The 22,966-nt window shown below is 59.1% G+C and carries 17 protein-coding genes and 4 tRNA genes; 12 read left to right on the plus strand and 9 right to left on the minus strand.

Translation table 11 applies throughout. The features are described from left to right. Positions 1 to 154: 154 nt before the first annotated feature. Both ACLEIV_RS07050 and ACLEIV_RS07055 read left to right on the plus strand, forming a co-directional pair. A complete protein-coding gene (locus ACLEIV_RS07050) occupies positions 155 to 1,267 on the plus strand; it encodes a carboxynorspermidine decarboxylase (protein ID WP_410455940.1) in 1,113 nt (370 codons plus the stop codon). Positions 1,268 to 1,319: 52 nt separating this feature from the next. Continuing rightward, positions 1,320 to 2,558, plus strand: coding sequence for a saccharopine dehydrogenase family protein (locus tag ACLEIV_RS07055; protein WP_410455941.1), 1,239 nt, complete (start codon positions 1,320 to 1,322; stop codon positions 2,556 to 2,558). A gap of 131 nt (positions 2,559 to 2,689) precedes the next feature. Here the strand turns inward: ACLEIV_RS07055 and ACLEIV_RS07060 are convergent, their stop codons facing one another. The 5 genes from ACLEIV_RS07060 to ACLEIV_RS07080 all read right to left on the minus strand — a co-directional run bounded on the left by ACLEIV_RS07060 (position 2,690) and on the right by ACLEIV_RS07080 (position 4,113). After that, on the minus strand, positions 2,690 to 3,508 hold the full coding sequence (locus ACLEIV_RS07060; protein ID WP_410455942.1) for an IclR family transcriptional regulator: 819 nt from the start codon (positions 3,506 to 3,508) through the stop codon (positions 2,690 to 2,692). Positions 3,509 to 3,686: 178 nt separating this feature from the next. Beyond that, positions 3,687 to 3,763: transfer RNA gene (locus ACLEIV_RS07065), tRNA-Pro, on the minus strand. A gap of 50 nt (positions 3,764 to 3,813) precedes the next feature. Next, positions 3,814 to 3,899 (minus strand) — tRNA-Leu (locus ACLEIV_RS07070). Between the two features lie 33 nt (positions 3,900 to 3,932). Continuing rightward, positions 3,933 to 4,008 (minus strand) — tRNA-His (locus ACLEIV_RS07075). Between the two features lie 28 nt (positions 4,009 to 4,036). Then, positions 4,037 to 4,113 (minus strand) — tRNA-Arg (locus ACLEIV_RS07080). A 230-nt stretch (positions 4,114 to 4,343) separates the two neighbouring features. Between ACLEIV_RS07080 and ACLEIV_RS07085 the strand changes: the two genes are divergently transcribed. The 10 genes from ACLEIV_RS07085 (at position 4,344) to ACLEIV_RS07130 (ending at position 19,644) form a co-directional block, all read left to right on the plus strand. Further along, on the plus strand, positions 4,344 to 4,910 hold the full coding sequence (locus tag ACLEIV_RS07085) for a TetR/AcrR family transcriptional regulator (protein ID WP_410455943.1): 567 nt from the start codon (positions 4,344 to 4,346) through the stop codon (positions 4,908 to 4,910). A gap of 31 nt (positions 4,911 to 4,941) precedes the next feature. After that, on the plus strand, positions 4,942 to 6,072 hold the full coding sequence (locus ACLEIV_RS07090) for an efflux RND transporter periplasmic adaptor subunit (RefSeq protein WP_410455944.1): 1,131 nt from the start codon (positions 4,942 to 4,944) through the stop codon (positions 6,070 to 6,072). A 12-nt stretch (positions 6,073 to 6,084) separates the two neighbouring features. Beyond that, the gene (locus ACLEIV_RS07095) at positions 6,085 to 9,162 is read left to right on the plus strand and encodes a multidrug efflux RND transporter permease subunit (protein WP_410455945.1); all 3,078 of its coding nucleotides are present in this window, start codon (positions 6,085 to 6,087) and stop codon (positions 9,160 to 9,162) included. A gap of 377 nt (positions 9,163 to 9,539) precedes the next feature. Further along, positions 9,540 to 9,740, plus strand: a complete 201-nt coding sequence (locus ACLEIV_RS07100; protein ID WP_410455946.1) for a hypothetical protein — start codon at positions 9,540 to 9,542, stop codon at positions 9,738 to 9,740. Positions 9,741 to 9,839: 99 nt separating this feature from the next. Then, positions 9,840 to 10,733, plus strand: a complete 894-nt coding sequence (locus tag ACLEIV_RS07105; RefSeq protein ID WP_410455947.1) for a DMT family transporter — start codon at positions 9,840 to 9,842, stop codon at positions 10,731 to 10,733. A 101-nt stretch (positions 10,734 to 10,834) separates the two neighbouring features. After that, positions 10,835 to 11,494, plus strand: coding sequence for a GntR family transcriptional regulator (locus ACLEIV_RS07110; protein ID WP_410455948.1), 660 nt, complete (start codon positions 10,835 to 10,837; stop codon positions 11,492 to 11,494). Positions 11,495 to 11,503: 9 nt separating this feature from the next. Beyond that, positions 11,504 to 13,294: an aminopeptidase P family protein gene (locus tag ACLEIV_RS07115; protein WP_410455949.1), complete on the plus strand. Its 1,791-nt coding sequence runs from the start codon at positions 11,504 to 11,506 to the stop codon at positions 13,292 to 13,294. Positions 13,295 to 13,552: 258 nt separating this feature from the next. Then, positions 13,553 to 14,902, plus strand: a complete 1,350-nt coding sequence (gene pssA / locus ACLEIV_RS07120; protein ID WP_410455950.1) for a CDP-diacylglycerol--serine O-phosphatidyltransferase — start codon at positions 13,553 to 13,555, stop codon at positions 14,900 to 14,902. Positions 14,903 to 15,016: 114 nt separating this feature from the next. Next, the gene (gene recG, locus ACLEIV_RS07125; protein WP_410455951.1) at positions 15,017 to 17,089 is read left to right on the plus strand and encodes an ATP-dependent DNA helicase RecG; all 2,073 of its coding nucleotides are present in this window, start codon (positions 15,017 to 15,019) and stop codon (positions 17,087 to 17,089) included. Between the two features lie 518 nt (positions 17,090 to 17,607). Further along, the gene (locus tag ACLEIV_RS07130; RefSeq protein ID WP_410455952.1) at positions 17,608 to 19,644 is read left to right on the plus strand and encodes an AsmA family protein; all 2,037 of its coding nucleotides are present in this window, start codon (positions 17,608 to 17,610) and stop codon (positions 19,642 to 19,644) included. Between the two features lie 42 nt (positions 19,645 to 19,686). Here the strand turns inward: ACLEIV_RS07130 and ACLEIV_RS07135 are convergent, their stop codons facing one another. The 4 genes from ACLEIV_RS07135 to ACLEIV_RS07150 form a co-directional block, all read right to left on the minus strand. Then, positions 19,687 to 20,577, minus strand: a complete 891-nt coding sequence (locus tag ACLEIV_RS07135) for a bifunctional GNAT family N-acetyltransferase/hotdog fold thioesterase (protein ID WP_410455953.1) — start codon at positions 20,575 to 20,577, stop codon at positions 19,687 to 19,689. Positions 20,578 to 20,661: 84 nt separating this feature from the next. After that, a complete protein-coding gene (gene dtd / locus ACLEIV_RS07140) occupies positions 20,662 to 21,099 on the minus strand; it encodes a D-aminoacyl-tRNA deacylase (RefSeq protein WP_410455954.1) in 438 nt (145 codons plus the stop codon). Next, positions 21,096 to 22,055, minus strand: coding sequence for a prolyl aminopeptidase (gene pip / locus ACLEIV_RS07145; protein ID WP_410455955.1), 960 nt, complete (start codon positions 22,053 to 22,055; stop codon positions 21,096 to 21,098). Before pip ends, dtd begins: the two co-directional genes overlap by 4 nt. Beyond that, on the minus strand, positions 22,055 to 22,954 hold the full coding sequence (locus ACLEIV_RS07150; protein ID WP_410455956.1) for a virulence factor BrkB family protein: 900 nt from the start codon (positions 22,952 to 22,954) through the stop codon (positions 22,055 to 22,057). The genes pip and ACLEIV_RS07150 overlap by 1 nt, the downstream gene beginning before the upstream one ends. Between the last annotated feature and the right edge of the window lie 12 nt (positions 22,955 to 22,966).

Here is a 22,966-nt window from a genome sequence, read left to right on the forward strand (position 1 = left end):
CTGGCCTCACTTTTGGTATCGGGCGGCTTCACATTCGGCGAACCTTGCCAACACAAAACACACTTTTTTCTCGAAGCATCCCCCCCTTTCCACTATAATCACGCGCTTTAAATTTCCCGAGCTGCGGCCGGGCGGTTAAACCGAGCAAGAGGGTATGACTCAGGTGATAAAGACGCCGTACTATCTCATCGACAAAAGCAAGCTGCTGCGCAATATGGAGAAGATCGCCTATGTGCGCGAGCACTCCGGTGCCAAGGCATTGCTGGCTCTGAAGTGTTTTGCCACCTGGTCGGTCTTCGATCTGATGAGCCAATACATGGACGGCACCACCTCGTCCTCCCTCAACGAAGTCAAACTCGGCAAACTCAAGTTTGGCGGTGAAACCCACGCCTACAGCGTGGCCTACGCCGACGAGGAAATAGAGGAAGTACTGGCCCACTCCGACAAGATCATTTTCAACTCTGTCGGTCAGCTCGAGCGTTTTGCCGACGCCTCCGCCCGTCATGCACGCGGCCTGCGCCTGAACCCCGGCGTATCCAGCTCCGAATTCCTGATCGCCGATCCTTCCCGTCCCTTCAGCCGTCTGGGCGAATGGGATGCGGACAAGGTAGCCACCGTCATCGACCGGATTTCCGGCTTCATGATCCACAACAACTGCGAGAACAGCGACTTTACCCTGTTCGACCAGATGCTGGGCGAAATCGAAGACAAGTTCGGCAGCCTGCTGGAACAACCCCAAATCGGCTGGGTCAGCCTCGGCGGCGGCATTCACTTTACCGGTGACGATTATCCGCTGGACAAGTTCTGCGCCCGCCTCAAGGCGTTTGCCGCACGCTACGGTGTGCAGGTTTTTCTTGAGCCCGGCGAGGCCTCCATCACCATGAGCACCTCGCTCGAGGTGACCGTGCTCGACACCCTCTATAACGGCAAGCAACTGGCCATAGTAGACAGCTCCATCGAAGCCCACATGCTCGATTTGCTGATCTACCGCGAGTCGGCCAAGATGGCGCCCAACGAGGGTGAACTAGAATACATGGTGTGCGGCAAATCCTGCCTGGCCGGCGATATCTTCGGTGAATTCAGATTCGAGCGCGAGCTCAAGGTCGGTGACCGTCTGTCCTTCATCGACGCCGCCGGTTATACCATGGTCAAGAAAAACTGGTTCAATGGCGTCAAGATGCCCGCCATTGCCGTGCGTGAGCTTGATGGCAGCGTGACGCTGGTCAAGGAGTTCACGTTCGACGACTTTGTAAACAGCCTCTCCTGAGGCATGGAGTAACCCCAACAAAGCCTTTCCAAGGAGGCTCCAGAGGAAAAAAATGAAGAAAAACGTTCTGATTATTGGTGCCGGTGGTGTATCCCAGGTCGTCGCACACAAGTGCGCTCAACATAACGATGTTCTGGGTAACATCCATATCGCCTCGCGTACTGTCGAAAAATGCCAGCAAATCGTCGACAGCGTGCGAGAAAAGGGCAGCCTCAAGGCTGCCGGTGAATTGCAAGCCCATGCCCTGGATGCGCTCGATATCGAAGCCACCAAGGCGTTGATTGACAAGACACAGTCGCAACTGGTGATCAATGTCGGATCGGCTTTCATCAATATGTCGGTGCTGCAGGCCTGTATCGAGACCGGCGCCGCCTACCTCGACACCGCCATTCACGAAGACCCGACCAAGATCTGTGAAAATCCGCCCTGGTACGCCAACTACGAGTGGAAACGCAAGGCCATCTGTGAAGAGAAGGGCATCACCGCCATTCTGGGTGCCGGCTTCGACCCGGGAGTGGTCAACGCCTACGCCGCCGTGGCAGTGAACGAATACTTCGACAGCGTCGACTCCATCGACATCATCGACATCAACGCCGGCAGCCACGGTCGTTACTTCGCCACCAACTTCGATCCGGAAATCAACTTCCGCGAGTTCACCGGTCGTGTCTGGTCCTGGCAGAACAGCGAGTGGGTGCAGAACCAGATGTTCGAAGTGAAGCGCACCGACGATCTGCCGGTGGTGGGCAACCAGACCAGCTACATGACCGGTCATGACGAAGTGCACTCCCTGTCCCAGAATCTGGGCGTACCCAACGTGCGCTTCTGGATGGGTTTTGGCGAGCACTATATCAACGTGTTCACCATACTGAAGAACCTGGGTCTGCTGTCCGAACAGCCGGTGAAAACCGCCGAAGGTCTGGAAGTGGTACCGCTGAAGGTGGTCAAGGCCGTACTGCCCGATCCTTCTTCCCTGGCCCCGGACTACACCGGCAAGACCTGCATCGGTGATCAGGTCAAGGGTAAAAAAGACGGCAAGGACAAGGAAGTGTTCATCTACAACGTGGCCGACCACGCCGAGGCTTACGCCGAAGTGGGCAGCCAGGGCATTTCCTACACCGCCGGTGTGCCGCCTGTAGCCGCCGCCATCCTGATCGCCACCGGCGAGTGGGATGTGAAGAAGATGGCCAACGTGGAAGAGCTGCCCCACCGTCCCTTCATCAACCTGCTCAACGAGATGGGTCTGCCGACCCGGATCAAGGACGAGCAGGGCGATCGTCCGCTGAGCTTCTAAGCTTAGTCAGCGAATGAAAAAGGCCAGTCTTCGGACTGGCCTTTTTTGTTGGCCATGCGAAGCAGCAGTGCGGATTGGCCGACGAGGGACACAGCAAAACAAGCGGTAAAGACTGCACCAACCGCACGCCGCTAGGCTTTCGGTGCCTTACCGCCAATGGCATGGGTGACTTCCCGGGCGGCGTCCATCACCAGGATGCTGAGCTGTGCAAGTCGCTCCCGTTTTACCCGTACCGCCGGGCCGGAAATGGAAATGGCGGCGACCGCTTCACCGTATTCGTTATAAATATTGGCGGCGATACAGCGCAAACCCTCGAACTGCTCTTCATCATCCAGCGAATAACCCTGTCGATGGATTTTGCCCAGCTCCTGCTCAAACTGCTCGTAACCGGTAATGGTATGCTCGGTAAAGGCGGTCATTTCGGTTTGCCCGATCAACGCCATTGCCTCGCTCCGCGGTATCACCGATAGCAGGGCCTTGCCCACGCCGGAGGCGTGCAGCGGCGAGCTGCTGCCCAGTGACACCACCATGCGCATGGTCTGGGGGGATTCCACCTGCCCTACATAGACGACTCGGTCCTGCTCCAGTATCGCCAGGTTGGAGGTTTCTCCCGTTTCCGCCACCAGCCGCTTCATGAAAGGGCGGGACTGGGCAATGACATCACGCTTCTTGAGGTAGGCGTTACCGATCGAAAAGGCATGTACACCAATACTCCACAGACCCTGGGTTTCATCCACATCCACAAAGTCGTGGCTGCGCAGGCTGTTGAGCAGGCGGTGGGCGGTGGAAGGCGCCAACCCCAGGCTGCCGGCCACTTCGGTCAGCGACATGCCCATATCGGACGCCGCCAGCCGCTCCAGCAGCAAGAGGGCACGAGAAAGAGACTGCACCTGAGTGGCACTACTGGATTTAGTGGTTTTCGGTTTTTTGTGTTTTATTTCTTCGGTCATGAATAAACCATGATCTGTAGAGACTTGGCTGCCATTGTATGGTTATTCGGTTGCCAAGTCCTGCTTGTGTTTGACTGCAGTGAGGGGCGAAGCGTGAAGTATGAGGCGTGAAGAGCAAAACATCCGGGCTTTTATTCCAGACAGAAAAAAGCCAGCTACGAGAGCTGGCTTTTTGAAGTGGTCGGCGTTGCAGGATTCGAACCTGCGACCCTCTGGTCCCAAACCAGATGCGCTACCAAGCTGCGCTAAACGCCGAATTTTTCAATTGTACCTAATCGAGGAACAATTACAACCTATTGAAGCAGTGGTGCGAAGGGGGGGACTTGAACCCCCACATCCATAGGACACTAACACCTGAAGCTAGCGCGTCTACCAATTCCGCCACCCTCGCATTTTCTACTGCTTCCAGACCTTGGCCTGAAACTGGGGTGACCGACGGGGCTCGAACCCGCGACAACTGGAATCACAATCCAGGACTCTACCAACTGAGCTACGGTCACCATTTTCAATACTTCGTCCAATACCAGATGGCGCGCCCGACAGGATTCGAACCTGTGACCTCTGCCTCCGGAGGGCAGCGCTCTATCCAGCTGAGCTACGGGCGCTCTACATTTGGACGACGCGAATACTAAGACCCACCCTCTTTCTTGTCCAGCACTTTCTCACAATAAATCATCGAGTGGTGACTTTATCGACAAAGCGCTGTTTTTTTTAGCTAGGCTGGTCAGAGACACCTCGGCGGACGATTGACTTATAGAGGAAAAGACCTAAAATTCACAAAATGAATGAACGTTCATTCATAAGTCATCCTAATACTGAAAAAAGCGATAGCCTCATGTCCGACAAACGCGAACGTATTTTAGCTGCAGCAGAAGCCCTGATCGCCCATTGTGGTTTTCATGGCATGTCGATGCAGTTGGTGGCCAAACACGCCAACGTCGCGACCGGCACCATCTATCGTTATTTTGCCGACAAGGAAACCCTGCTACGTTGTGTGCATGAAGAACGGCTGCATGAAGTCTCGCATGCCATTCTGCAGAACGTCGACACCAACGATCCGGGCTACGCACAGTTCCGGCAGTTATGGCTCAACACCATGCGCTATCTGCAGGACAATCCGGACAGCCTCTGCTATCGGATCCAGTATGAGGCTTCTCCCCTGTTTAACCGGGAAGAAGAGCACCAGATAAACGAGCGTTACTTCAAACCTGTCTTCGAGTTTTTTGAGCGTGGCCGCGAGGCCGGGTTGTTTCGAGACATGCCGGCCGAACTGCTCGGCTTCCTGGCACTCGAAAACCTGATGTTGCTGTCGCAGAAATGCACCAAGGGCTGTATCGAGCTCGATGAATGCCTTTATCAACAGCTGCTCGATGCCAGCTGGAATGCCATTCTTAAACGTTAATTATTTTAATAAAAGTTGCGGGAGTAATCTGATGAAAAAATGGACACTGTCCATGGTGTTGCTGGTGGTTGTCATCTTCGGCAGCGTCATAGGCTTCAATCTGTTCAAGCAAAAAATGATGGGGCAATACTTCGCCAACATGCCGATACCCAGCTTTCCGGTAACGGTAGAAGAAATCACACCCAGCGACTGGACGCCGCGTATTGCCGCCATCGGCTTTATCGAGCCCATTCAGGGTATCAATGTCAGTAACGAAGCGGCGGGCGTGGTACGCGTGATCCACTTCGAGTCGGGCCAGAAGGTGAGTACCGGCGATATTCTTCTGGAGCTGGATGCCGATGTGGAAAAAGCCAACCTGCGCAGCGCCGAGGGCCGGTTGCCTGCGGTGAAGGCCAATCTGGAGCGGATGCGCCAGCTGTTTGCCCGCGGCTCCGTCTCCAAGGGCCAGCTGGACGAAGCCCAGGCCAGCTATCAAGAACTGCTGGGCCAGGTTGACTCGCTCAAGGCAACCATAGCACGACGCACCATTCGCGCGCCCTTCGACGGTGTCATGGGTATCCGCAACGCCTTTCTCGGTCAATACCTGAATGCCGGTACCGATATCGCGCGACTGGAAGACATCAGCCAGTTCCGCATTCGCTTTACCATTCCCCAGACCCGTATCGCCGATATCAAGGTCGGCCAGGCGCTGAACATCTTCGTCGATGCCTACCCCGACACCCCGTTCGAAGGCGAGATCACCGCCATCGAACCCCAGATCAATCCGGAGTCGGGCGTGGTGCAGGTTCAGGCCAGCATCCCGAATAAAGAAGGCAAGCTGCGTTCCGGCATGTTCGCCAAGCTGGATGTACAACTGCCAACCCAGACCGATCAGATCCTGGTGCCTCAACACGCCATCAACTTCACCCTCTACGGCCAGACCGTATATGTAGTGGAAGAAGCGCAGGTGGAAGGCAAGGAAGAGGGTGAAACCGTGCTGGTCGCCAGACAAAGAGTTGTCGATGTTGCCGAGCGGGAAGCCGAGTATGCACGCGTGGTCGAGGGCCTGCAGCCGGGCGAAACCATAGTGACCTCGGGCCAGGTACGCCTGTCTAACGGCAGCCATGTGAAGCCGGTGGAAGACGACGCGCTGGCCACGCCTGACTCAGCCCCCCAGCTGTAAGCGGAGAATTCGATGCGTTTTACCGATATCTTTATCAAACGGCCGGTGCTGGCCGTATCGATCAGCCTGCTGATCGTGCTGCTGGGACTACAGGCCCTGCAGAAAATGCAGGTGCGTGAATACCCCGAAATGACCAACACCGTCATTACCGTCAGCACCGGTTATTTCGGCGCCAGCGCCGATCTGATCCAGGGCTTTATTACCCAGCCGCTGGAGCAGGCCATCGCCCAGGCCGACAACATCGATTTCATGAGCTCCAGCAGCAGCAACGGCAGCTCGAAAATCACGGTGCAGATGAAGCTGAACACCGACCCCAACGCCGCCCTGTCGGATATTCTGGCGCGGGTCAACTCGGTGCGCTCCCAGCTGCCGCGGGAGTCGGAAGACCCCAGTCTGGAGATGACCACGGGGGCCTCAACCTCCATCATGTACATCTCTTTCAGCAGTGAGCAGCTGAACGCCCCCCAGATCAACGACTATCTGGAACGGGTCATACGACCCCAGTTCTATTCGGTAGACGGGGTGGCCAAGATCAACCTGTTCGGTGGTGCCAAGTTCGCACTGCGTATCTGGCTGGATCCGCTGCGCATGGCCGCCCATCAACTGACCGCTCCCGAGGTGCTATCGGTACTGCAGAGCAACAACTACCAGGCCGCAGCCGGTCAGGCCACCGGCTATTTCATGCTGTACAACAGCGATATCAATACCCAGATAGAAAGTGCCGAACAGCTGGAGTCGCTGGTGGTAGCCACCCGTGACGATGCCGTGGTACGGCTGCGCGATATCGGCCAGGTGTCATTGGAAAAGAGCCACGACGTGGTGCGCGCCCTGGCCGACGGCGAGTCGGCGGTCATCATAGGTGTGGACCCGACCCCGTCCGCCAACCCGCTGAGCGTGGCGGACAATGTGCGTAAGATGCTGCCCAGCCTCGAACGCAACATGCCCGACACCATCAAGATGAAACTGCTGTACGACGCCACCGACGCCATCAACGAGTCCATCAATGAGGTAGTCAAAACCATACTTGAAGCCTCGCTGATCGTTATCATCGTCATCACCCTGTTCCTCGGATCGCTACGCGCCGTGCTGATCCCCATCGTCACCATACCGCTGTCACTGATTGGGGTGGCGATTCTGATGAGCTTCTTCGGCTTCAGCATCAACCTGATGACGCTGCTGGCCATGGTGCTGGCCATCGGGCTGGTGGTGGATGACGCCATAGTGGTAGTGGAAAACGTCGACCGACACATCAAGGCCGGCGAGTCACCCTACCGGGCCGCCATTATCGGCACCCGGGAAATCGCCGTGCCGGTCATTACCATGACCATCACTCTGGCCGCTGTGTATGCGCCCATCGCGCTGATGAGCGGTATTACCGGCTCCCTGTTCAAGGAGTTTGCCCTGACCCTGGCCGGGGCCGTGTTTATCTCCGGCATAGTGGCACTGACCCTGTCGCCGATGATGTGTTCCAAGCTGCTCAAGCCCCATAATAATCCCAACCGCTTCGAGCGCGGCGTGGAAAACACCCTGGACAAGCTCACCGCCAGCTACGCCCGCATGCTGGATGCGGTGCTGGCCAAGCGCCCCGTGGTGATCGCCTTCGCGGTGCTGGTGTTCGGTTCCATGCCGGTGTTGTTCGGCTTTATTCCCAGCGAACTGGCGCCGAGTGAAGACAAGGGCGCCTTCCTGATGATGGCCAAGGCCCCCAACTCCGCCAACCTCGACTATATCGAGAACAATATGCGCAAGGCGGTGGAGGTACTCAACAAGGAAGATGGTCTCGCCACCTCCCTGACCATTGCCGGGGTGCCCAATGCCAACCAGGGTCTGGCCGTGGCTGTGCTCAAGCCCTGGAGCCAGCGCGACAGCCAGCAAGCGGTTATCGAACGCGTGACACCACCGCTGCAGGCCATTCCGGCGGTGGCCATCAGCGCCTTCGGATTTCCCGAGCTGCCCGGCGCTTCCAGCGGTTTGCCGGTACAGTATGTGCTGACCACCCCCAACAGCTTCGAAAGCCTCTATGCAGTGGCGGCCGAGATGCTGGGCAAGGTCAGCCAGAGCCCGCTGTTTGTTTACAGCGAGCTGGACCTGGCGTTTGACTCGGGCACCATGAAAATCAAGGTCAACCGGGACAAGGCCGGCGCCTATGGCGTAACCATGCAGGACATCGCCATTACCCTGTCGACCATGATGAGTGACGGCTATGTCAACCGGGTGGATCTGGACGGCCGCAGTTATGAGGTGATCCCCCAGGTGTTCCGCAAGGACCGGCTCAACCCGGACTCCATCAAGGATTACTATGTACGTGCCCACAATGGCGACATGGTGCCGCTGGCCAACCTGGTGTCCATCACCATGGAAGCCCAGCCCCGCTCCCTGCCTCACTACAACCAGCTGAACTCGGCCACCATCGGTGCCGTGCTGACGCCGGGCGTATCCATGGGCGATGCCATCGGCTTCCTGGAGCAGGACGTGACCGCCCAGCTGCCCAACGGCTACAACCATGACTATCTGGGTGCCGCCCGTCAGTTCGTGACCGAGGGCAATGCCCTGTACATGACCTTCCTGCTGGCGCTGTTCATCATCTTCCTGGTGCTGGCGTCCCAGTTCGAGAGTGTACGCGACCCGCTGGTGATCATGGTCTCGGTGCCGCTGGCCATTTCCGGCGCCCTGATCGCGTTGGCCTGGGGACTGGCGACCATGAACATCTACACTCAGGTGGGCCTGATCACCCTGGTGGGCATCATCACCAAGCACGGCATTCTGATGTGTGAGGTGGCCAAGGAAGAGCAGTTGCATCGCGGACTGGACCGAACCGACGCCATCCGGGTCGCCGCCCGCATTCGTCTGCGCGCCATTCTGATGACCACCGCGGCCATGGTGGCCGGCCTGATCCCGCTGCTGTTTGCCGTGGGTGCCGGTGCCGTCTCCCGTTTCGGCATGGGTATCGTCATCGTCTCGGGCCTGAGCATAGGTACCCTGTTTACCCTGTTCGTGCTGCCGGTGATCTATACCTTCATCGCATCGCATCACAAGCCGCTGCCGGAGTTTGATGAAGACCAGGCGCCCAAGGCCTTGGGTAATCATTAATCCCGTTGCGGAGTAATGAAGTGAATCGAAGGGCTGCCTCAGGCAGCCCTTTCTTTATTTATGCTCACCCAACTAATACCAATCCCAATAATGATATGGTCATATTGAGACCCCGGACCAGAGGCCACACAGCCGCCTCCCTCGACACGCCATGGGCTAAGGCCATCTGCGTTTGGCGATGGCTGCAAACATTCACTGAATGTCTGGTCCGTCACCACTCTTGATGCAGGCAGCAAGCTGCCCCATGGGGGCTCGGAATTGCCGTCCCCGGCATGTCCCTGTCGCCGATAGACAACGCTGGGCGAGGTGATTGGTACTCGACCCTAAACTTAACCCAATTGGTATAGACTGACCTTTTCACACCGGAGGGAACCGTCATGTTGCTGTGGATACTGTTGCTGGGGCTGGCCATCGGCCTGGTACTGCTACTGATACATCAGGGCCGGACTCAGGGCGAAATCGACGACCGACTGCAGAAACTGGAAACGGAAAACCGTCGGCTGTGCGAACGGATCAACATCCTGGAAGAGCTGCTGCTGGAAAAAGAAAAATGTCGCCCCTTCGAAGAATTGGAATAACCATGACACCTGCCCCTTGCCCCTAGCCTCCTGGCTTCCTACACTGGCCCCCTCTCGCACGGGTTGACAACCATTGTTCACAAACCAGTTGATAACAATATGAAAAATCAGAAAAAAGCCTATCTGTTCGGACTCGGGGCCGTGGCCTGCTGGTCTACCGTCGCCACCGCCTTCAAGCTGTCGCTCGGTTATTTTTCTCCGGCCCAGTTGCTGCTGGTCGCCACCTTCAGTTCTCTGCTGCTGCTGCTCGGCATACTGGCGTGGCAGGGTAAACTGACCTATTTGGCACGCTATTTTTGCGCCCGCCCCGGCTATTATCTGTTGCTGGGGCTGATCAATCCGGCCCTCTATTATCTGGTGCTGTTTCAGGCCTATGACCGGCTACCGGCCCAGCAGGCGCAAACGCTCAACTACACCTGGGCCATCACCCTGACCCTGCTGGCGGTGCCCTTTCTCGGCCAGAAAATCCGCCAACAGGACTGGATAGCCATAGTGCTCGGCTACCTCGGCGCCATGGTGATCGCCACCAGGGGCAACCTGCTCAGCCTGGACTTCGAAGATCCGCTGGGCGTCGCACTGGCGCTGTTTTCCACCCTGCTCTGGGCCGGTTACTGGATCCTGAATGCACGCAACCAGGACGATCCGCTGGTGGCGCTGACCCTGAGTTTTCTGCTGGCACTGCCTCTGGTGGCGCTGGCCACGGCGCTGTGGTCCGATTTTAATCTCACCGCCTGGCAGGGCTGGGTCGGTGCCATCTACGTGGGGCTGTTCGAGATGGGGTTCGCCTTCGTGATGTGGCTGCTGGCCATGCGTTATGCCGAAAATACCGCCCGCATCTCCAACCTCATTTTCATTTCGCCCTTCGCCTCGCTGTTGCTGCTGCGTTTTCTGGTGGGCGAAGAAATCTACCCCGCCACCCTGATCGGGCTGTCGATGATAGTGGCGGCGCTGTTTATCCAGCAGTTGAAAATAGGGGCCAAAAAACTCCGGTAACAGGGACCGGGAACATCCGGTTCCCACCCTCGAAGGCCCCGTTTGCCAACCGTATCAAGGCAGAGTAGAGTGACTCCATCGCAAACCGTATACGATTTCAGATGAGCCGAACGCCTTACAAAACCCTGACTCAGTCGGTGGTCGAAACGCTTCGCGCCCGCATCCTCAAAGGGGAATTCGGCGCCGGTGCTCCCCTGCGCCAGGACACTCTGGCCCAGGAGCTGAACGTCAGTCGGGTACCGGTGCGCGAGGCACTGATGCAGCTGGAAGCCCAGGGGCTGGTGCGCTTCGAGGCCCATCGGGGTGCAGTGGTAACCGAGCTGGACATCACAGCCATCGACGAGCTGTTTTATCTGCGCGCCATGCTCGAAAGCGACATCCTGTTCCACGCCGTCGACAAGCTCACCGAAGCCGATCTGCAGCAGGCAGAACAGATACTGGCGGAGTTCGACCAGATACTGGAAACCGGCACCCATGTCGAACGCTGGAGCGAACTCAACCGCCGCTTTCATACCACCCTCTATGGCCCGGCCCAACGACCCCGCACCCAGGCGCTGGTGGATCAGATCAACCTGAGCTGTGACCGCTACATTCAGATGGAGCTGCTTCATTCCCGCCAGGGCATCACTACCGCCGAACGGGAACATACCCAACTGCTGATGCTGTGCCGGGAACGACGCAAATTTGAAGCCGCCGCCCTGTTGAAACAACATATCGAAACGGCGGGCCAGTCCATCAAACAACTGCTTATTTCTCGCTAAGGAGACACCATGACTCATGCCTCTCGCATTAACGCTGTGCGCAACAGCATGACACAACAGGGTCTGAACGCTTTTATCGTGCCCCACGACGACGAGCACCTGGGCGAATACATTCCCCCCTATGCCGAGCGACTGAACTGGATAAGCGGCTTCAACGGCTCAGCCGGTGCCGCCGTAGTGCTGGCCGACAAGGCCGCCGTGTTCGTGGATGGCCGCTACACGGTTCAGGTGCGCCATCAGTGCGATCCGGCGCTGTTTGAATATCACCACCTGATTGCCGAACCCTATCTGGACTGGCTGCTCGCCGAGCTGGCTCCCGGCAGCCGGGTGGGTTTCGATCCCCGCTTGCACAGCCATCACTGGCACCGGAATGCCGAAGCCCGGCTGGCCGCCAGCAACATCATGCTGGTGCCGGTCGATGGCAACCTGATCGACAGCCATTGGCACGACAGGCCGGTACCGGCCAGCCGCCCCGCCTTGCTGCTCGACCAGGAATACAGCGGCCAGCACAGCGAGGCCAAGCGCAGCCGCATCGCCGACACCCTGGCCGCTGGCAAGATCGATGCCCAACTGCTGACTCAGGCCGAGCCCATCAACTGGCTGCTGAATATTCGCGGCCGGGATATCGACTGCCTGCCGGTAGTGCTGGGCTTCGCCCTGTTGCACCGGAGTGGCGCCGTACAGCTGTTTGCGGATACGGACAAATTCGAAGGCCTCGACCTGCAGGTTCACTGCGGACAGGACGTGACTCTGGCGCCCGTCGGCGAGCTGGAGGCCGCCCTGCAGACATTGGGCGAACAAGGCGCCCGGGTACAACTCGACCCGCACACCGCCAATGCCTGGAGCGCTCTGATACTGAGCCAGGCCGGGGCCGAGCTGGTGTTTGCCGAAGACCCCTGCATGTTACCCAAGGCCTGCAAGAATCCGGTGGAAGTAAACGGCAGCCGCGCCGCCCACCTGCGCGATGGTGCCGCCGTCAGTCGTTTTCTGGCCTGGCTGGACAACCGGCTCCAGCAGCCGAACCCCGAGCAGGAAGACGAAGGCACCCTGGCCGACCGGCTGGCGGCCTTTCGCCGACAGCATCCGGAGTTTGTGGAACCCAGCTTCAACACCATATCGGCACTGGGACCCAATGCCGCCATGTGTCATTACCACCACGACAACGGTACCCCGCGCGCCCTGGGACAGGACGCCATCTATCTGGTCGACTCCGGCGGCCAGTATCTGGACGGCACCACCGATATCACCCGCACCGTGGCGGTCGGTCGGCCCGACGACGAGATGCGCAAGCTGTTCACCCTGGTGCTGCGCGGCCATATCGACCTGGCCTGCGCCCGCTTCCCCGCCGGTACCGGCGGCCTGCAGCTGGATGCCCTGGCCCGCATGCCCCTGTGGCAGCAGGGCTACAACTTCGACCACGGCACCGGGCACGGCGTGGGCCATTACCTCAGCGTGCACGAAGGGCCACAGCGCATTTCGCCCAAGGGCAGCATGATACCGCTGACCACCGGCATGATCGTCTCCAACGAGCCCGGTTATTACCGGGAAGACGGCTTCGGCATCCGCTGCGAAAACCTGCAGGTGGTGCAGCCCGCCGACACCGACGGCGAAATTCCGGTGTTCGAATTCGAGACCCTGACCCTGGTGCCCTTCGATACCCGACTGCTTGATGTCGACTGGCTCGAACCCAAGCATGTCCGGTGGCTGAACCAGTACCACCAGACGGTATGGGAGCAGCTCAGCCCGCAGCTGAGTGGCGATGATCTGGCCTGGCTGGAGCAAGCCACCCGACCACTGTAAGACGCCTGGGGATTAGGGACTAGAAGCGGCAGGAATTGCCGTAGCCGACCGTCAAATGCCATGGACGGCATTTGCCGAGCGTCCCATGGATGAGCTTGAAGCGTGTCGGCGCAGGTAACCCTGCTGCTCCTTCGTATTACGAACTTACGGCTTACAGTCGCTACTGTTTGCTGACTTTCCTCAAAATTCGGTAAACTGCTCCGAATCTTGTCGTGCGGGTATGGTCCTGCACGACAGTCTTATTAACCGGGTCCACCTATGCCACTAGCCAATGACTACCGCGCCTTGCTGGAACGACTGCCTACGCTGGCGGTAAATGCCGATCAGGTGCAGGTACTGCACTCTGCCCGCAGCTTCAAGCAACGGTTGCTGGAGCTGATCGCCACCGCGCATACTCGCATCTATCTGGCGGCGCTTTATCTGCAGGACGACGAAGCCGGCCGTGAAATTCTGACCGCCCTCTATGAGGCCAAACAGGCTCGCCCCAGCCTGGATATCCGCCTGTTCGTCGACTTTCATCGGGCCCAGCGTGGCCTGATCGGCCATCAGGGCCAGGGCGGCAACCACCAGATGTATCAGGAATTTGCCGCCCGTTATCCGGAACCCATCGCCATTTACGGAGTACCGGTCAAGGGACGGGAAATTCTGGGCGTGTTGCACCTCAAAGGCTTCGTGTTCGACGATATCCTGCTTTATTCCGGCGCCAGCCTCAACGATATCTACCTGCATCAAGAGGATCGCTACCGCTTCGACCGCTATCACCAATTCACCGATGCCACGCTGGCTGACACCATGGTCGACTACATGGACCGGCTCTTTGCCGATAACCCGGCCGTGCCCTTGCTGACGGCCAATCCCATCCCCAGTGCCCGCCAGCTGCGCCATGTTATTCGTCAGTTCAAACAGCAGATGAAGCGCACCCGCTACGAGTTTGAGTCCATGCCACGTCGGGCGGGCCAGGTGGCGGTCACCCCCCTGGCCGGCCTGGGCAAACTCGGCAACCGGCTCAACCGCGCCATTCGCAACCTGCTGCGCAGCCCGCGGGAAAGGCTGTTTCTCTGCACCCCCTATTTCAATCTGCCCAAGCCCCTGGCCAAGGATATTCGCGGCTTGCTGAAAAAAGGCATCGAAGTGACCCTGGTGATCGGCGACAAGACCGCCAACGATTTTTATATTCCACCGGAGCAGCCATTTCGTACCATAGGCGGCCTGCCTTATCTGTACGAAACCAACCTGCGCCGCTTTGCCCGCGCCCATCAGACCTATGTCTACCAGGGCAAGCTCAACATCATGCTGTGGCATCACGACCGCAACTCCTATCATCTCAAGGGGCTGTTCGTGGATGATGATCTGGCGGTGATTACCGGTAACAACCTCAATCCCCGCGCCTGGGGCCTGGATCTGGAAAACGGGCTACTGGTACAGGATCCGGATCGGCTGTTACAGGCCGACTTCGAGGCAGAAAAAGCCAATATCCTCGAACATTGCCGACGACTGGAGCATTTCTCGGAAATCGAAGAGCTCTGTGATTACCCCGCCCCGGTACAAAAGCTGCTCAAACGGGTACAACGTACTCGTGCCAACGTACTGCTCAAGCGGCTGCTGTAACACCCGGGATACGGGATTGGGAGCTGGCGAGTCCCCAGCCCTCGCCCCTCAACCCGCTTCAAGCTTCCAGCGCTTGCTGCTATTCTCTGTATATATTTACAGGGTGGGGCCGTTATGAATCTGGACAAGATGTCCCTCAGCCTGCTCAAGGGCGTGGGCGACAAGATGTTGGAAAAACTGCACCGGCTGGGTCTGGAGACGGTGCAGGATCTGCTGTTTCACCTGCCATTGCGCTATGAAGACCGCACCCGGGTCTGCCCTATCGCCGGGCTCATGCCCGGTATGCATGTTGCCGTGATCGGCGAAATCGTCGACAGCAATATCAGCTATGGTCGCAAACGCATGCTGGTCTGCCGCATGCGGGATCACAGCGGCACCCTGACCCTGCGTTTCTTCAACTTCGCCGCAGCCCAGAAGAACAACCTCACCGCCGGCACCCGGCTACGGGCCTTCGGCGAGATCAGGCCCGGTCATCACGGCCTGGAAATCATCCATCCGGAGTACAGCCTGCAGCAGGACGACCAGCCGGTGGCCGCCGAAGCCAGCCTGACCCCGGTGTACGGCACCACCGAAGGGCTGCGCCAGATAAGCCTGCGCCAGCTCACCGAGCAGGCCCTGGCGCTGCTGGAGCAGCAACCACTGCAGGAATGGCTGCCCGATGGCCTCTACGGCCGGCAGTTGGGCCTGAACGATGCCGTACGCCTGCTGCACCGCCCTCCCGCCGACGTGGCCCTGTTCGAACTGGAACAAGGCAAACATCCGGCCCAGCAACGGCTGGTGATGGAAGAACTGCTGGCCCATAACCTGTCGGTACTCAAGGTACGAGAGCAGAGTCAGTCCCACCGGGCCCGGGGCTTGTCTTACCCCCGCCGGCTGATTGACGACTTTCTGGCCCGGCTGCCTTTTGCGCCCACGGTTGCCCAGCGGCGGGTGGTCGCCGAAATCGGCACCGATCTGCAGAAAAACGTGCCCATGATGAGGCTGGTACAGGGTGACGTCGGCTCCGGCAAGACCCTGGTGGCGGCGCTGGCGGCGCTGCAGGTGATCGGCAACCAGGGCCAGGTGGCGCTGATGGCGCCCACCGAACTGCTAGCCGAGCAGCATGCCAACAACTTCGCCGCCTGGTTGGCCCCGCTCGGTATCCAGGTCGGCTGGCTGGCGGGAAAAATCAAGGGCAAGGCCCGGGCCGAGCAGTTGGAACGGCTGGCCAATGGCGAGCTGGGGATGATAGTCGGCACCCATGCGCTGTTTCAGGAACAGGTACAGTTCAACGCCCTGGAACTGGTGATCATCGACGAACAGCACCGCTTTGGCGTGCACCAGCGGCTGGCCCTGCGCGAAAAGGGCAGCCAGGGCGAATTCTACCCGCATCAGCTGATCATGACCGCTACCCCCATTCCCCGCACCCTGGCGATGACCGCCTATGCGGATCTGGACACCTCCATCATCGACGAACTGCCGCCGGGCCGCACCCCTGTGACCACGGTCGCCATGCCCGACACCCGTCGCGACGACATCATCGCCCGGGTGCGGGAGGTCTGCCGGGAACAGGGTCGCCAGGCCTACTGGGTCTGCACCCTGATCGACGAGTCCGAGATGCTGGAATGCCAGGCGGCGGAAGATGCCGCCGCCGAGCTGACCGTTCAGCTGCCGGAGCTGAAGGTCGGTCTGGTACACGGTCGCATGAAGGCAGCAGAAAAACAGGCGGTGATGGCCGACTTCAAGGACGGCAGGCTGGACCTGCTGGTCGCCACCACGGTAATCGAAGTGGGGGTGGACGTGCCCAATGCCTCGCTGATGATCATCGAAAACCCAGAACGCCTGGGCCTGGCCCAGTTGCACCAGCTGCGCGGCCGGGTGGGCCGGGGTGCCGTGGCCTCCCACTGCGTACTGCTCTATCACGCCCCCCTGACCAAGACCGCCGGCCAGCGCCTGGGGGTGCTGCGCGACACCAACGACGGCTTCATCATCGCCCAGAAGGATCTGGAAATTCGCGGTCCGGGCGAACTGCTCGGCACCCGCCAGACCGGGCTGGCGGACCTTAAGATTGCCGATCTGGTACGCGATCAGGCCCTGTTGCCCGAGGTGCAGAGGCTGGCCCGCTATCTGGCCGACCTCCACCCGGCGGTGGTGGAGCCGCTGATCCGGCGCTGGCTGGGACAAAGGGATCACTACGGAAAGGTCTAAGGCTGCATTGGGTCACCAATCGTGCATGCAGCAGCCAAAGGGCCCGCTCCGTCGACACGCCGTGAATATCTCCATGTAGGCTCCGCCGCCCCCTCCCTGGCGCGGAGGGTCGGCGGAGCAGATCCCTTTGTCCTCCTTGATACTACAGAGTCGCCTGTTGGCCTGTCTGCGGATAACTCGGTATGCCAGAAGAGGCAACAGAGAACGGCTCCCACGACCGTGACATGCCATATGGCATGTCCGGGCTTACAGGGGGCGAGCCTGCCTCGCCGTGACGAACGGTTTCAACCTGACCGAACATCCGGTGAATGTTCGCAGCAGGTTGAAACTGTGAGTATCGTTTATCCGTAGCGTGTCGAGGGAGGCGGCTCTGTTGCCTCTGGTCTGGGGCTTCAATATGATCAAATCATTACTGGGATTGGTATCAGCGACGAAAAGACAGGCTATGTATGGCAGGCTATTTCCGCCCCAGTTCAAGCTATGTATGATACAAGTATCGGATTTTAAAGGGATGCATCATGAAGAAGCTGGCCAAATATCTGCTGGTGTCGGTGCTGGTACTGTTGCTGGCCGGCTGGCTGTTGCTCAGTGTTTTTGATGCCAATCAACTGAAAAAGCCGGTGCTGGGCTGGCTCAACGAACACACCGAGCTGGATCTCACCATAGGCCGCCTGGAATTCAACCCCCTGCATCCCTATACCCTGCTGGCGGAAGACGTGCAACTGGGCAACTGGTTCAGCGCCCGTCAGCTGTATCTGCAGCTGGCAACGCTGTCGCCGCTGTCGGGCCAGACCCGCATCGCCACCCTGGACCTTATCGACGGCAAGCTGCAGCTGGATAACGCCACCGAGCTGGCGTTGCCGGACAACCTGGCCAACATCACCATAGACGAGCTGAACACCAAGAACCTGAGCCTGACCTGGAATGACTGGGAGGTCGGGGGTGCCGATCTCGCCCTGAGCCAGTGGCAGCCCAGGCGCCAGGGGGAATGGCAATGGTGGTCGGATCTCAAAGTCAGCGGCCAGCTGCGCCAGCTGTCCCACCCCGCGCTGGACATGGCCCAGATAAACCTGGCCGGTCATATCAGCCAGCGGCAACTGATGCTGGAGCGGATGCAGAGCCGCTTGTTCGGCGGCCTGTTCGATTCGGCCCTGACCCTGAACCTGCCGACGCGGGAGCTGACCCTGAACGCGCCACAATTCAGCCATAACAAGCTGCAATTCGAACAGCTGCCCCGGCTCGCTCAAAACTGGACTCTGCTGCTCAACCGCGCCCACATCAAAGACGTCAGCATCACCAGTCCTACGCTGACCGCCAACGGCATCGACGGTGATATTCGCTACCTCGAATGGCAGGACGGCGGCCTGCCCGAGGCCAGAGGTACCTGGAAGGCCGAGGAGGCGGTACTGGACTGGCTGCGGCTGGACAATCATCAGGGGCAGCTGCTGAGCAGCCGGGAACAGTTGGGGCTCAATGTCAGGGGCAGGGCCTATCAGGGCACCTTCGACTCCGAGCTGAGCTGGTATCCGCAGCAGGGTCGGCTGGATATCGACGACCTGCAGTTGCAGGGCAACAAGCTGAACTGGCAGCCGGATCTGTACTGGCCGGTGCCGGATGTCCGCATTCACAAGCTCAACCTGAACCAGGGCGAGTTGCTGTCGCTGGATCCCAGGCTGCCGCTGTCACTGCTGGGCGGTGAGCTGTTTATCGCCGATCTAGCCTGGTCAGCCGCCCAGTGGCGTCCGCTCAGCGAACAGGCTCGGCTGGAAGGCAGCTGGAACGAAGTTGCCTTCGACAGCCTGATCGCCCGCCATGGCCATTTCAATGCCCGGCTCGATGATACCCGGCTGTTACTGGACAAGCTGAGCACCGACGCCCTCGACGGCCGCATCAACCTCGATGGCAGCCTAGGGCTCTACCCGCCCCATCAGGGCAAAATCCGGCTGGAAGGGAAAGAACTGGAATTACGGCGGTTAAGCCACTGGCTGCAGGCCGAACGCGATTTTTCCGGCCAACTGGATATCAGTGCCGACCTCGCCGGAACGCTTCGCCAACCCGCCAGCTGGGAAGGCTCGCTGACATTGGATGGCCGCGATATCTTCATCGAAAAACTGGGGCTGGATGACTGGCTGAAACACCGGCTGGGCGAAGACTATCGCCACCCGACCCGGGTAGCCCCGCTACTGGCGGCATTGGATCTGGAGCAAAGCGACGGCTTTATCTACCGTGCCGAGCTTAAAGGTGCGGTCAAACAAGGTCGCTGGCAGCTGGATGGCAGTGCGATACAAAGCGTACGCCACCTGCTGGCGATTCGCGGGACGCTGGACTTCGCCGGACGCTGGCTGCTGGAGCTGGGCACTATCAATGACCAAGGCTGTCGGGAGCTGGCCATTCGGCTGGAAGACACATGGCGTGCTCCGCGGCTGCGTCTGCATCAGCCCGAACTGAATACCCCCTGCCAGCCCTGGTACCGGGGCCCTGTGCCCTACCCCGCCGCCGGACTACCCGGTCGCCTCACAGAGGCGGTACGCAAACTGGAACAGCAGGCGCGTTAATAGCTTCCACCTCGACCAAAGGTCCAGCTCCTTTCGCCATGCTCAGTGTGGCAGTATCACGTAGCGGCCGGTGAAACTGGCGGACTTGTGTTCGCCGCTATACAGGGTCACGTTAAGCTCTATTCGCACCCGCTCACCGGCCTGCAACGGCATCAGCTGCTCGCGCAGCCGCCCCTGTACCTCGGCGGTGGGCTCGTCCCATACCGGGGTCATGTACTTGATGTCGCCGCTACCCTGCACTATGTCGCCACTCAGCCCGAATTCCTGCATCTGCAGCCAGATCAGGCCCCAGCCGGTCAGCACGCACTGGCTGTAAATACTGCCGGCGAACATCGATTCATGCAGATTGAGGTTGGCGGTCAGGTTGGCCTTGGTTTTGAATCTGCTGCCGGTGTACTGAATGATCTTGATACCCATCTTCTCGCTGATGGGAATGCGTCTGTGCCACTGACGCTGCAGCTCGTCACAGAGCTCGGGACGGTGGCGAATTTGATGAATCGAGGTCAGCGCCTTGATCATCTGCCGGTGGGGGATTTTGCCGAAACTGATGGGACCTTCACCCACCACGGTAAAGCCGCAGCGGCCATAAAACGCCACCGCTTCTTCCCGGGCATTCATCACCAGTCGACGCACACCCAGCTGGCGGGCCACCTGCTCCAGGGCCTGTACCATTCGGGTACCCAGGCCATGATCGCGACAATCGGGCACCACCGCCATAAAGCGGATCTGGGCCTCGTCGCCACTGACATACAGCCGACCCACGGCCACCAGATTGCCGGTGTTATCCACCATCATCCGATGGTGGGCATATTCGTCGAATTCGTCCCGCTCCGAGCCCCTTGGCTGTTGCCAGGGCTTGCGCAGCAGCAACCAGCGTAGCTGATAATAGGCTTCAAGTTCCGCTTCCGATTGCGGGGTGACCACACGATACATGGTCTGCTCCTGTTGTGATTATTCTTGAGATATCTTGCCGCGAGGTGCGGCAGAGTAAAGTTTGGTTACATCAGCCTGACGGCTTCAAACCTGCAGCCAGAAGGTGACGGGACCATCATTGGTCAGGCTGACCTGCATATCGGCGCCGAAGCGCCCCGACTCGGTGGCGATGCCCTGATCCCGTGCCGCCATCACGAAATAGTCGTACCAGCGTTCGGCGTCTGCCGGCGCGGCACCGCGGGAAAAGCCGGGCCGCAGGCCGCTGTGGGTATCGGCGGCCAGGGTGAATTGCGATACCACCAGCAGGCTGCCACCGGTCTGGCGCAGGTTCAGGTTCATCCTGCCGGCATCGTCACCGAACACCCGATAACCGAGCACCTTGTTAAGCAGCTTGTCGGCGCGTCCCTTGTCATCACCTCGTTCCACCCCCAGCAGCACCAGCAGGCCGGGCCCTATGGCCCCTGCCATATCACCGGACACCTCGACCGACGCCGAACTCACTCTCTGGATCAGGGCTATCATGACTGCGCCAACTCCTTCGCCATCTGATCGGTGGCTTTCACCAGCGCGTCTATAATACCCGGTTCAAAGGCGGAATGTCCGGCTCCCGGTACAATTTGCAACATTAATTCCGGCCAGTGCTCCGTCAGACTGACGGCGCCACCCAGTTTGCAGATGGCATCATAACGGCCATGAATCAATACGGCGGGTATCTTACGCACCTTATCAAGATGCTTGATGATATAGTTTTCTTCTATAAAACAGTTATTTATAAAATAGTGACACTCAATTCGCGCCAACGGCAGGGCGGCATGCGCCTCGCCGTAACAGGCCTCGGCGTCTGTCTTCGGCAACAGGGTGGCGATGCGCCCTTCCCAGATAGCCCAGGCCCGGGCCGCATTCAGCCGGGCCAGTTCGTTACTGCTGGTCAGCAGGCGATAGTAACGGTTCAAGAGGTGGCGGGCATCCCCCTCCAGAGGGACCAGAAAATCCCGATAATAATCGGGAAAAAGCTGGGCGGCACCACCATCGGGCTGATAGAGCCAGTGCAGATCCTGCTGCCGGCCCAGAAAGAGGCCGCGCAGCACCAGGCCCCGCACCCGATCGGGATGATCGATGGCATAACACAGGGCCAGGGTTGAGCCCCAGGAACCACCGAATACCAGCCAGGAGTCAATGTTCAGCGTATCGCGGATCTGTTCCAGGTCGGCGAGCAGCGCCTGAGTGTGATTATCGGCCAGTTCGGCATGGGGCTCTGACTGACCGGCCCCCCTTTGGTCGAACAGAATGATGCGATAACGCTCGGGATCGAAAAAGCGCCGGTGTTCGGCGCTGGTACCGGCACCGGGCCCGCCGTGTAACACCACCACCGGAATGCCGAGCGGGTTACCGCTTTCTTCCACATAGAGTCGGTGTCGCGGCGACACCGATAACCACTGCTGGCGATGGGCGCCAATACTCGGATACAGGGTTCTCATCAATCAAGGTCCTCGGGCGAATCGGGATTCTCGTCCTCAAAGCTTAGCCCCTGGCGGCGTTCATAGTCACCGAGGCTGGCGGTCATTTCGGCCCCCAGCAACGCCACTAGCCAACTCAGATAAACCCAGACAAAGAGGATGGGTACCGTCGCCAGGGTGCCATAAATGGCCTCGTAAGACGGGAACTTCACGATATAAAAGGCAAAGCCCCGCTTGGCTATCTCGAACAACAAGCCCGCCACCAGGGCCCCGCAAATGGCATGGCTGAAACGTACCCGCACATTGGGCACTACCATATAAAAAACCACAAACATCATGGTAGAAAGCATAAAAGGCAGAAACGACAACAAGCCGGGGCCTATACCCAGCACGTCGTCATCAAACAGGCGTATGGTGGTGATATAAGAGGTCAGCACCAGGCTGGCCCCCACCAGAATGGGCCCCAGGGTCAATATCATCCAGTAGGTGGCGAAGGCAACCGACACCCGCCGTTTATGGGTGACCCGCCAGATATAGTTGAAATTCTGATCGATGGCGGAGATCAACAACATGGCGGTGATCGCCAGGGCCGCTACCCCGACCGCCGTCGTTTTTGAGGCGTTATCGACGAAGCCCTGGATTTTCTCCTGCACCACTTCACCGGCGGCGGGCACGAAATTGGTGAAAACAAAGTGCTGAATGGTGTCCCGCAACTCGCCGAACATGGGAAAGGCCGACATCATGGCAAAAATCACGGCGAGCATCGGCACCAGTGACAACAGGGTGATGTAAGCCAGATAACCGGCGGTGACCGTCAGCCGGTCCTTTTGTATCCGTTTAAGCATGAAACGACCGAAATCCAGACCATGCTCGCGAATAAAGTGCAGCCGATAAACAACCTGCGCGATAACTTGACTCATAAGGACCTCGTT

It is taken from the genome of Oceanisphaera submarina, from assembly GCF_046521305.1.
GTDB lineage: Bacteria > Pseudomonadota > Gammaproteobacteria > Enterobacterales > Aeromonadaceae > Oceanimonas > Oceanimonas submarina.

Coding starts and splice junctions, on each gene's coding strand:
- ACLEIV_RS07085 (WP_410455943.1), top strand. CDS start 4,344: ATGTCCGACAAACGCGAACGTATTTTAGCTGCAGCAGAAGCCCTGATC.
- ACLEIV_RS07060 (WP_410455942.1), bottom strand. CDS start 3,508: ATGACCGAAGAAATAAAACACAAAAAACCGAAAACCACTAAATCCAGT.
- ACLEIV_RS07115 (WP_410455949.1), top strand. CDS start 11,504: ATGACTCATGCCTCTCGCATTAACGCTGTGCGCAACAGCATGACACAA.
- ACLEIV_RS07130 (WP_410455952.1), top strand. CDS start 17,608: ATGAAGAAGCTGGCCAAATATCTGCTGGTGTCGGTGCTGGTACTGTTG.
- ACLEIV_RS07095 (WP_410455945.1), top strand. CDS start 6,085: ATGCGTTTTACCGATATCTTTATCAAACGGCCGGTGCTGGCCGTATCG.
- dtd (WP_410455954.1), bottom strand. CDS start 21,099: ATGATAGCCCTGATCCAGAGAGTGAGTTCGGCGTCGGTCGAGGTGTCC.
- ACLEIV_RS07135 (WP_410455953.1), bottom strand. CDS start 20,577: ATGTATCGTGTGGTCACCCCGCAATCGGAAGCGGAACTTGAAGCCTAT.
- ACLEIV_RS07105 (WP_410455947.1), top strand. CDS start 9,840: ATGAAAAATCAGAAAAAAGCCTATCTGTTCGGACTCGGGGCCGTGGCC.
- pssA (WP_410455950.1), top strand. CDS start 13,553: ATGCCACTAGCCAATGACTACCGCGCCTTGCTGGAACGACTGCCTACG.
- ACLEIV_RS07050 (WP_410455940.1), top strand. CDS start 155: ATGACTCAGGTGATAAAGACGCCGTACTATCTCATCGACAAAAGCAAG.
- ACLEIV_RS07090 (WP_410455944.1), top strand. CDS start 4,942: ATGAAAAAATGGACACTGTCCATGGTGTTGCTGGTGGTTGTCATCTTC.
- recG (WP_410455951.1), top strand. CDS start 15,017: ATGAATCTGGACAAGATGTCCCTCAGCCTGCTCAAGGGCGTGGGCGAC.
- ACLEIV_RS07150 (WP_410455956.1), bottom strand. CDS start 22,954: ATGAGTCAAGTTATCGCGCAGGTTGTTTATCGGCTGCACTTTATTCGC.
- ACLEIV_RS07055 (WP_410455941.1), top strand. CDS start 1,320: ATGAAGAAAAACGTTCTGATTATTGGTGCCGGTGGTGTATCCCAGGTC.
- pip (WP_410455955.1), bottom strand. CDS start 22,055: ATGAGAACCCTGTATCCGAGTATTGGCGCCCATCGCCAGCAGTGGTTA.
- ACLEIV_RS07100 (WP_410455946.1), top strand. CDS start 9,540: ATGTTGCTGTGGATACTGTTGCTGGGGCTGGCCATCGGCCTGGTACTG.
- ACLEIV_RS07110 (WP_410455948.1), top strand. CDS start 10,835: ATGAGCCGAACGCCTTACAAAACCCTGACTCAGTCGGTGGTCGAAACG.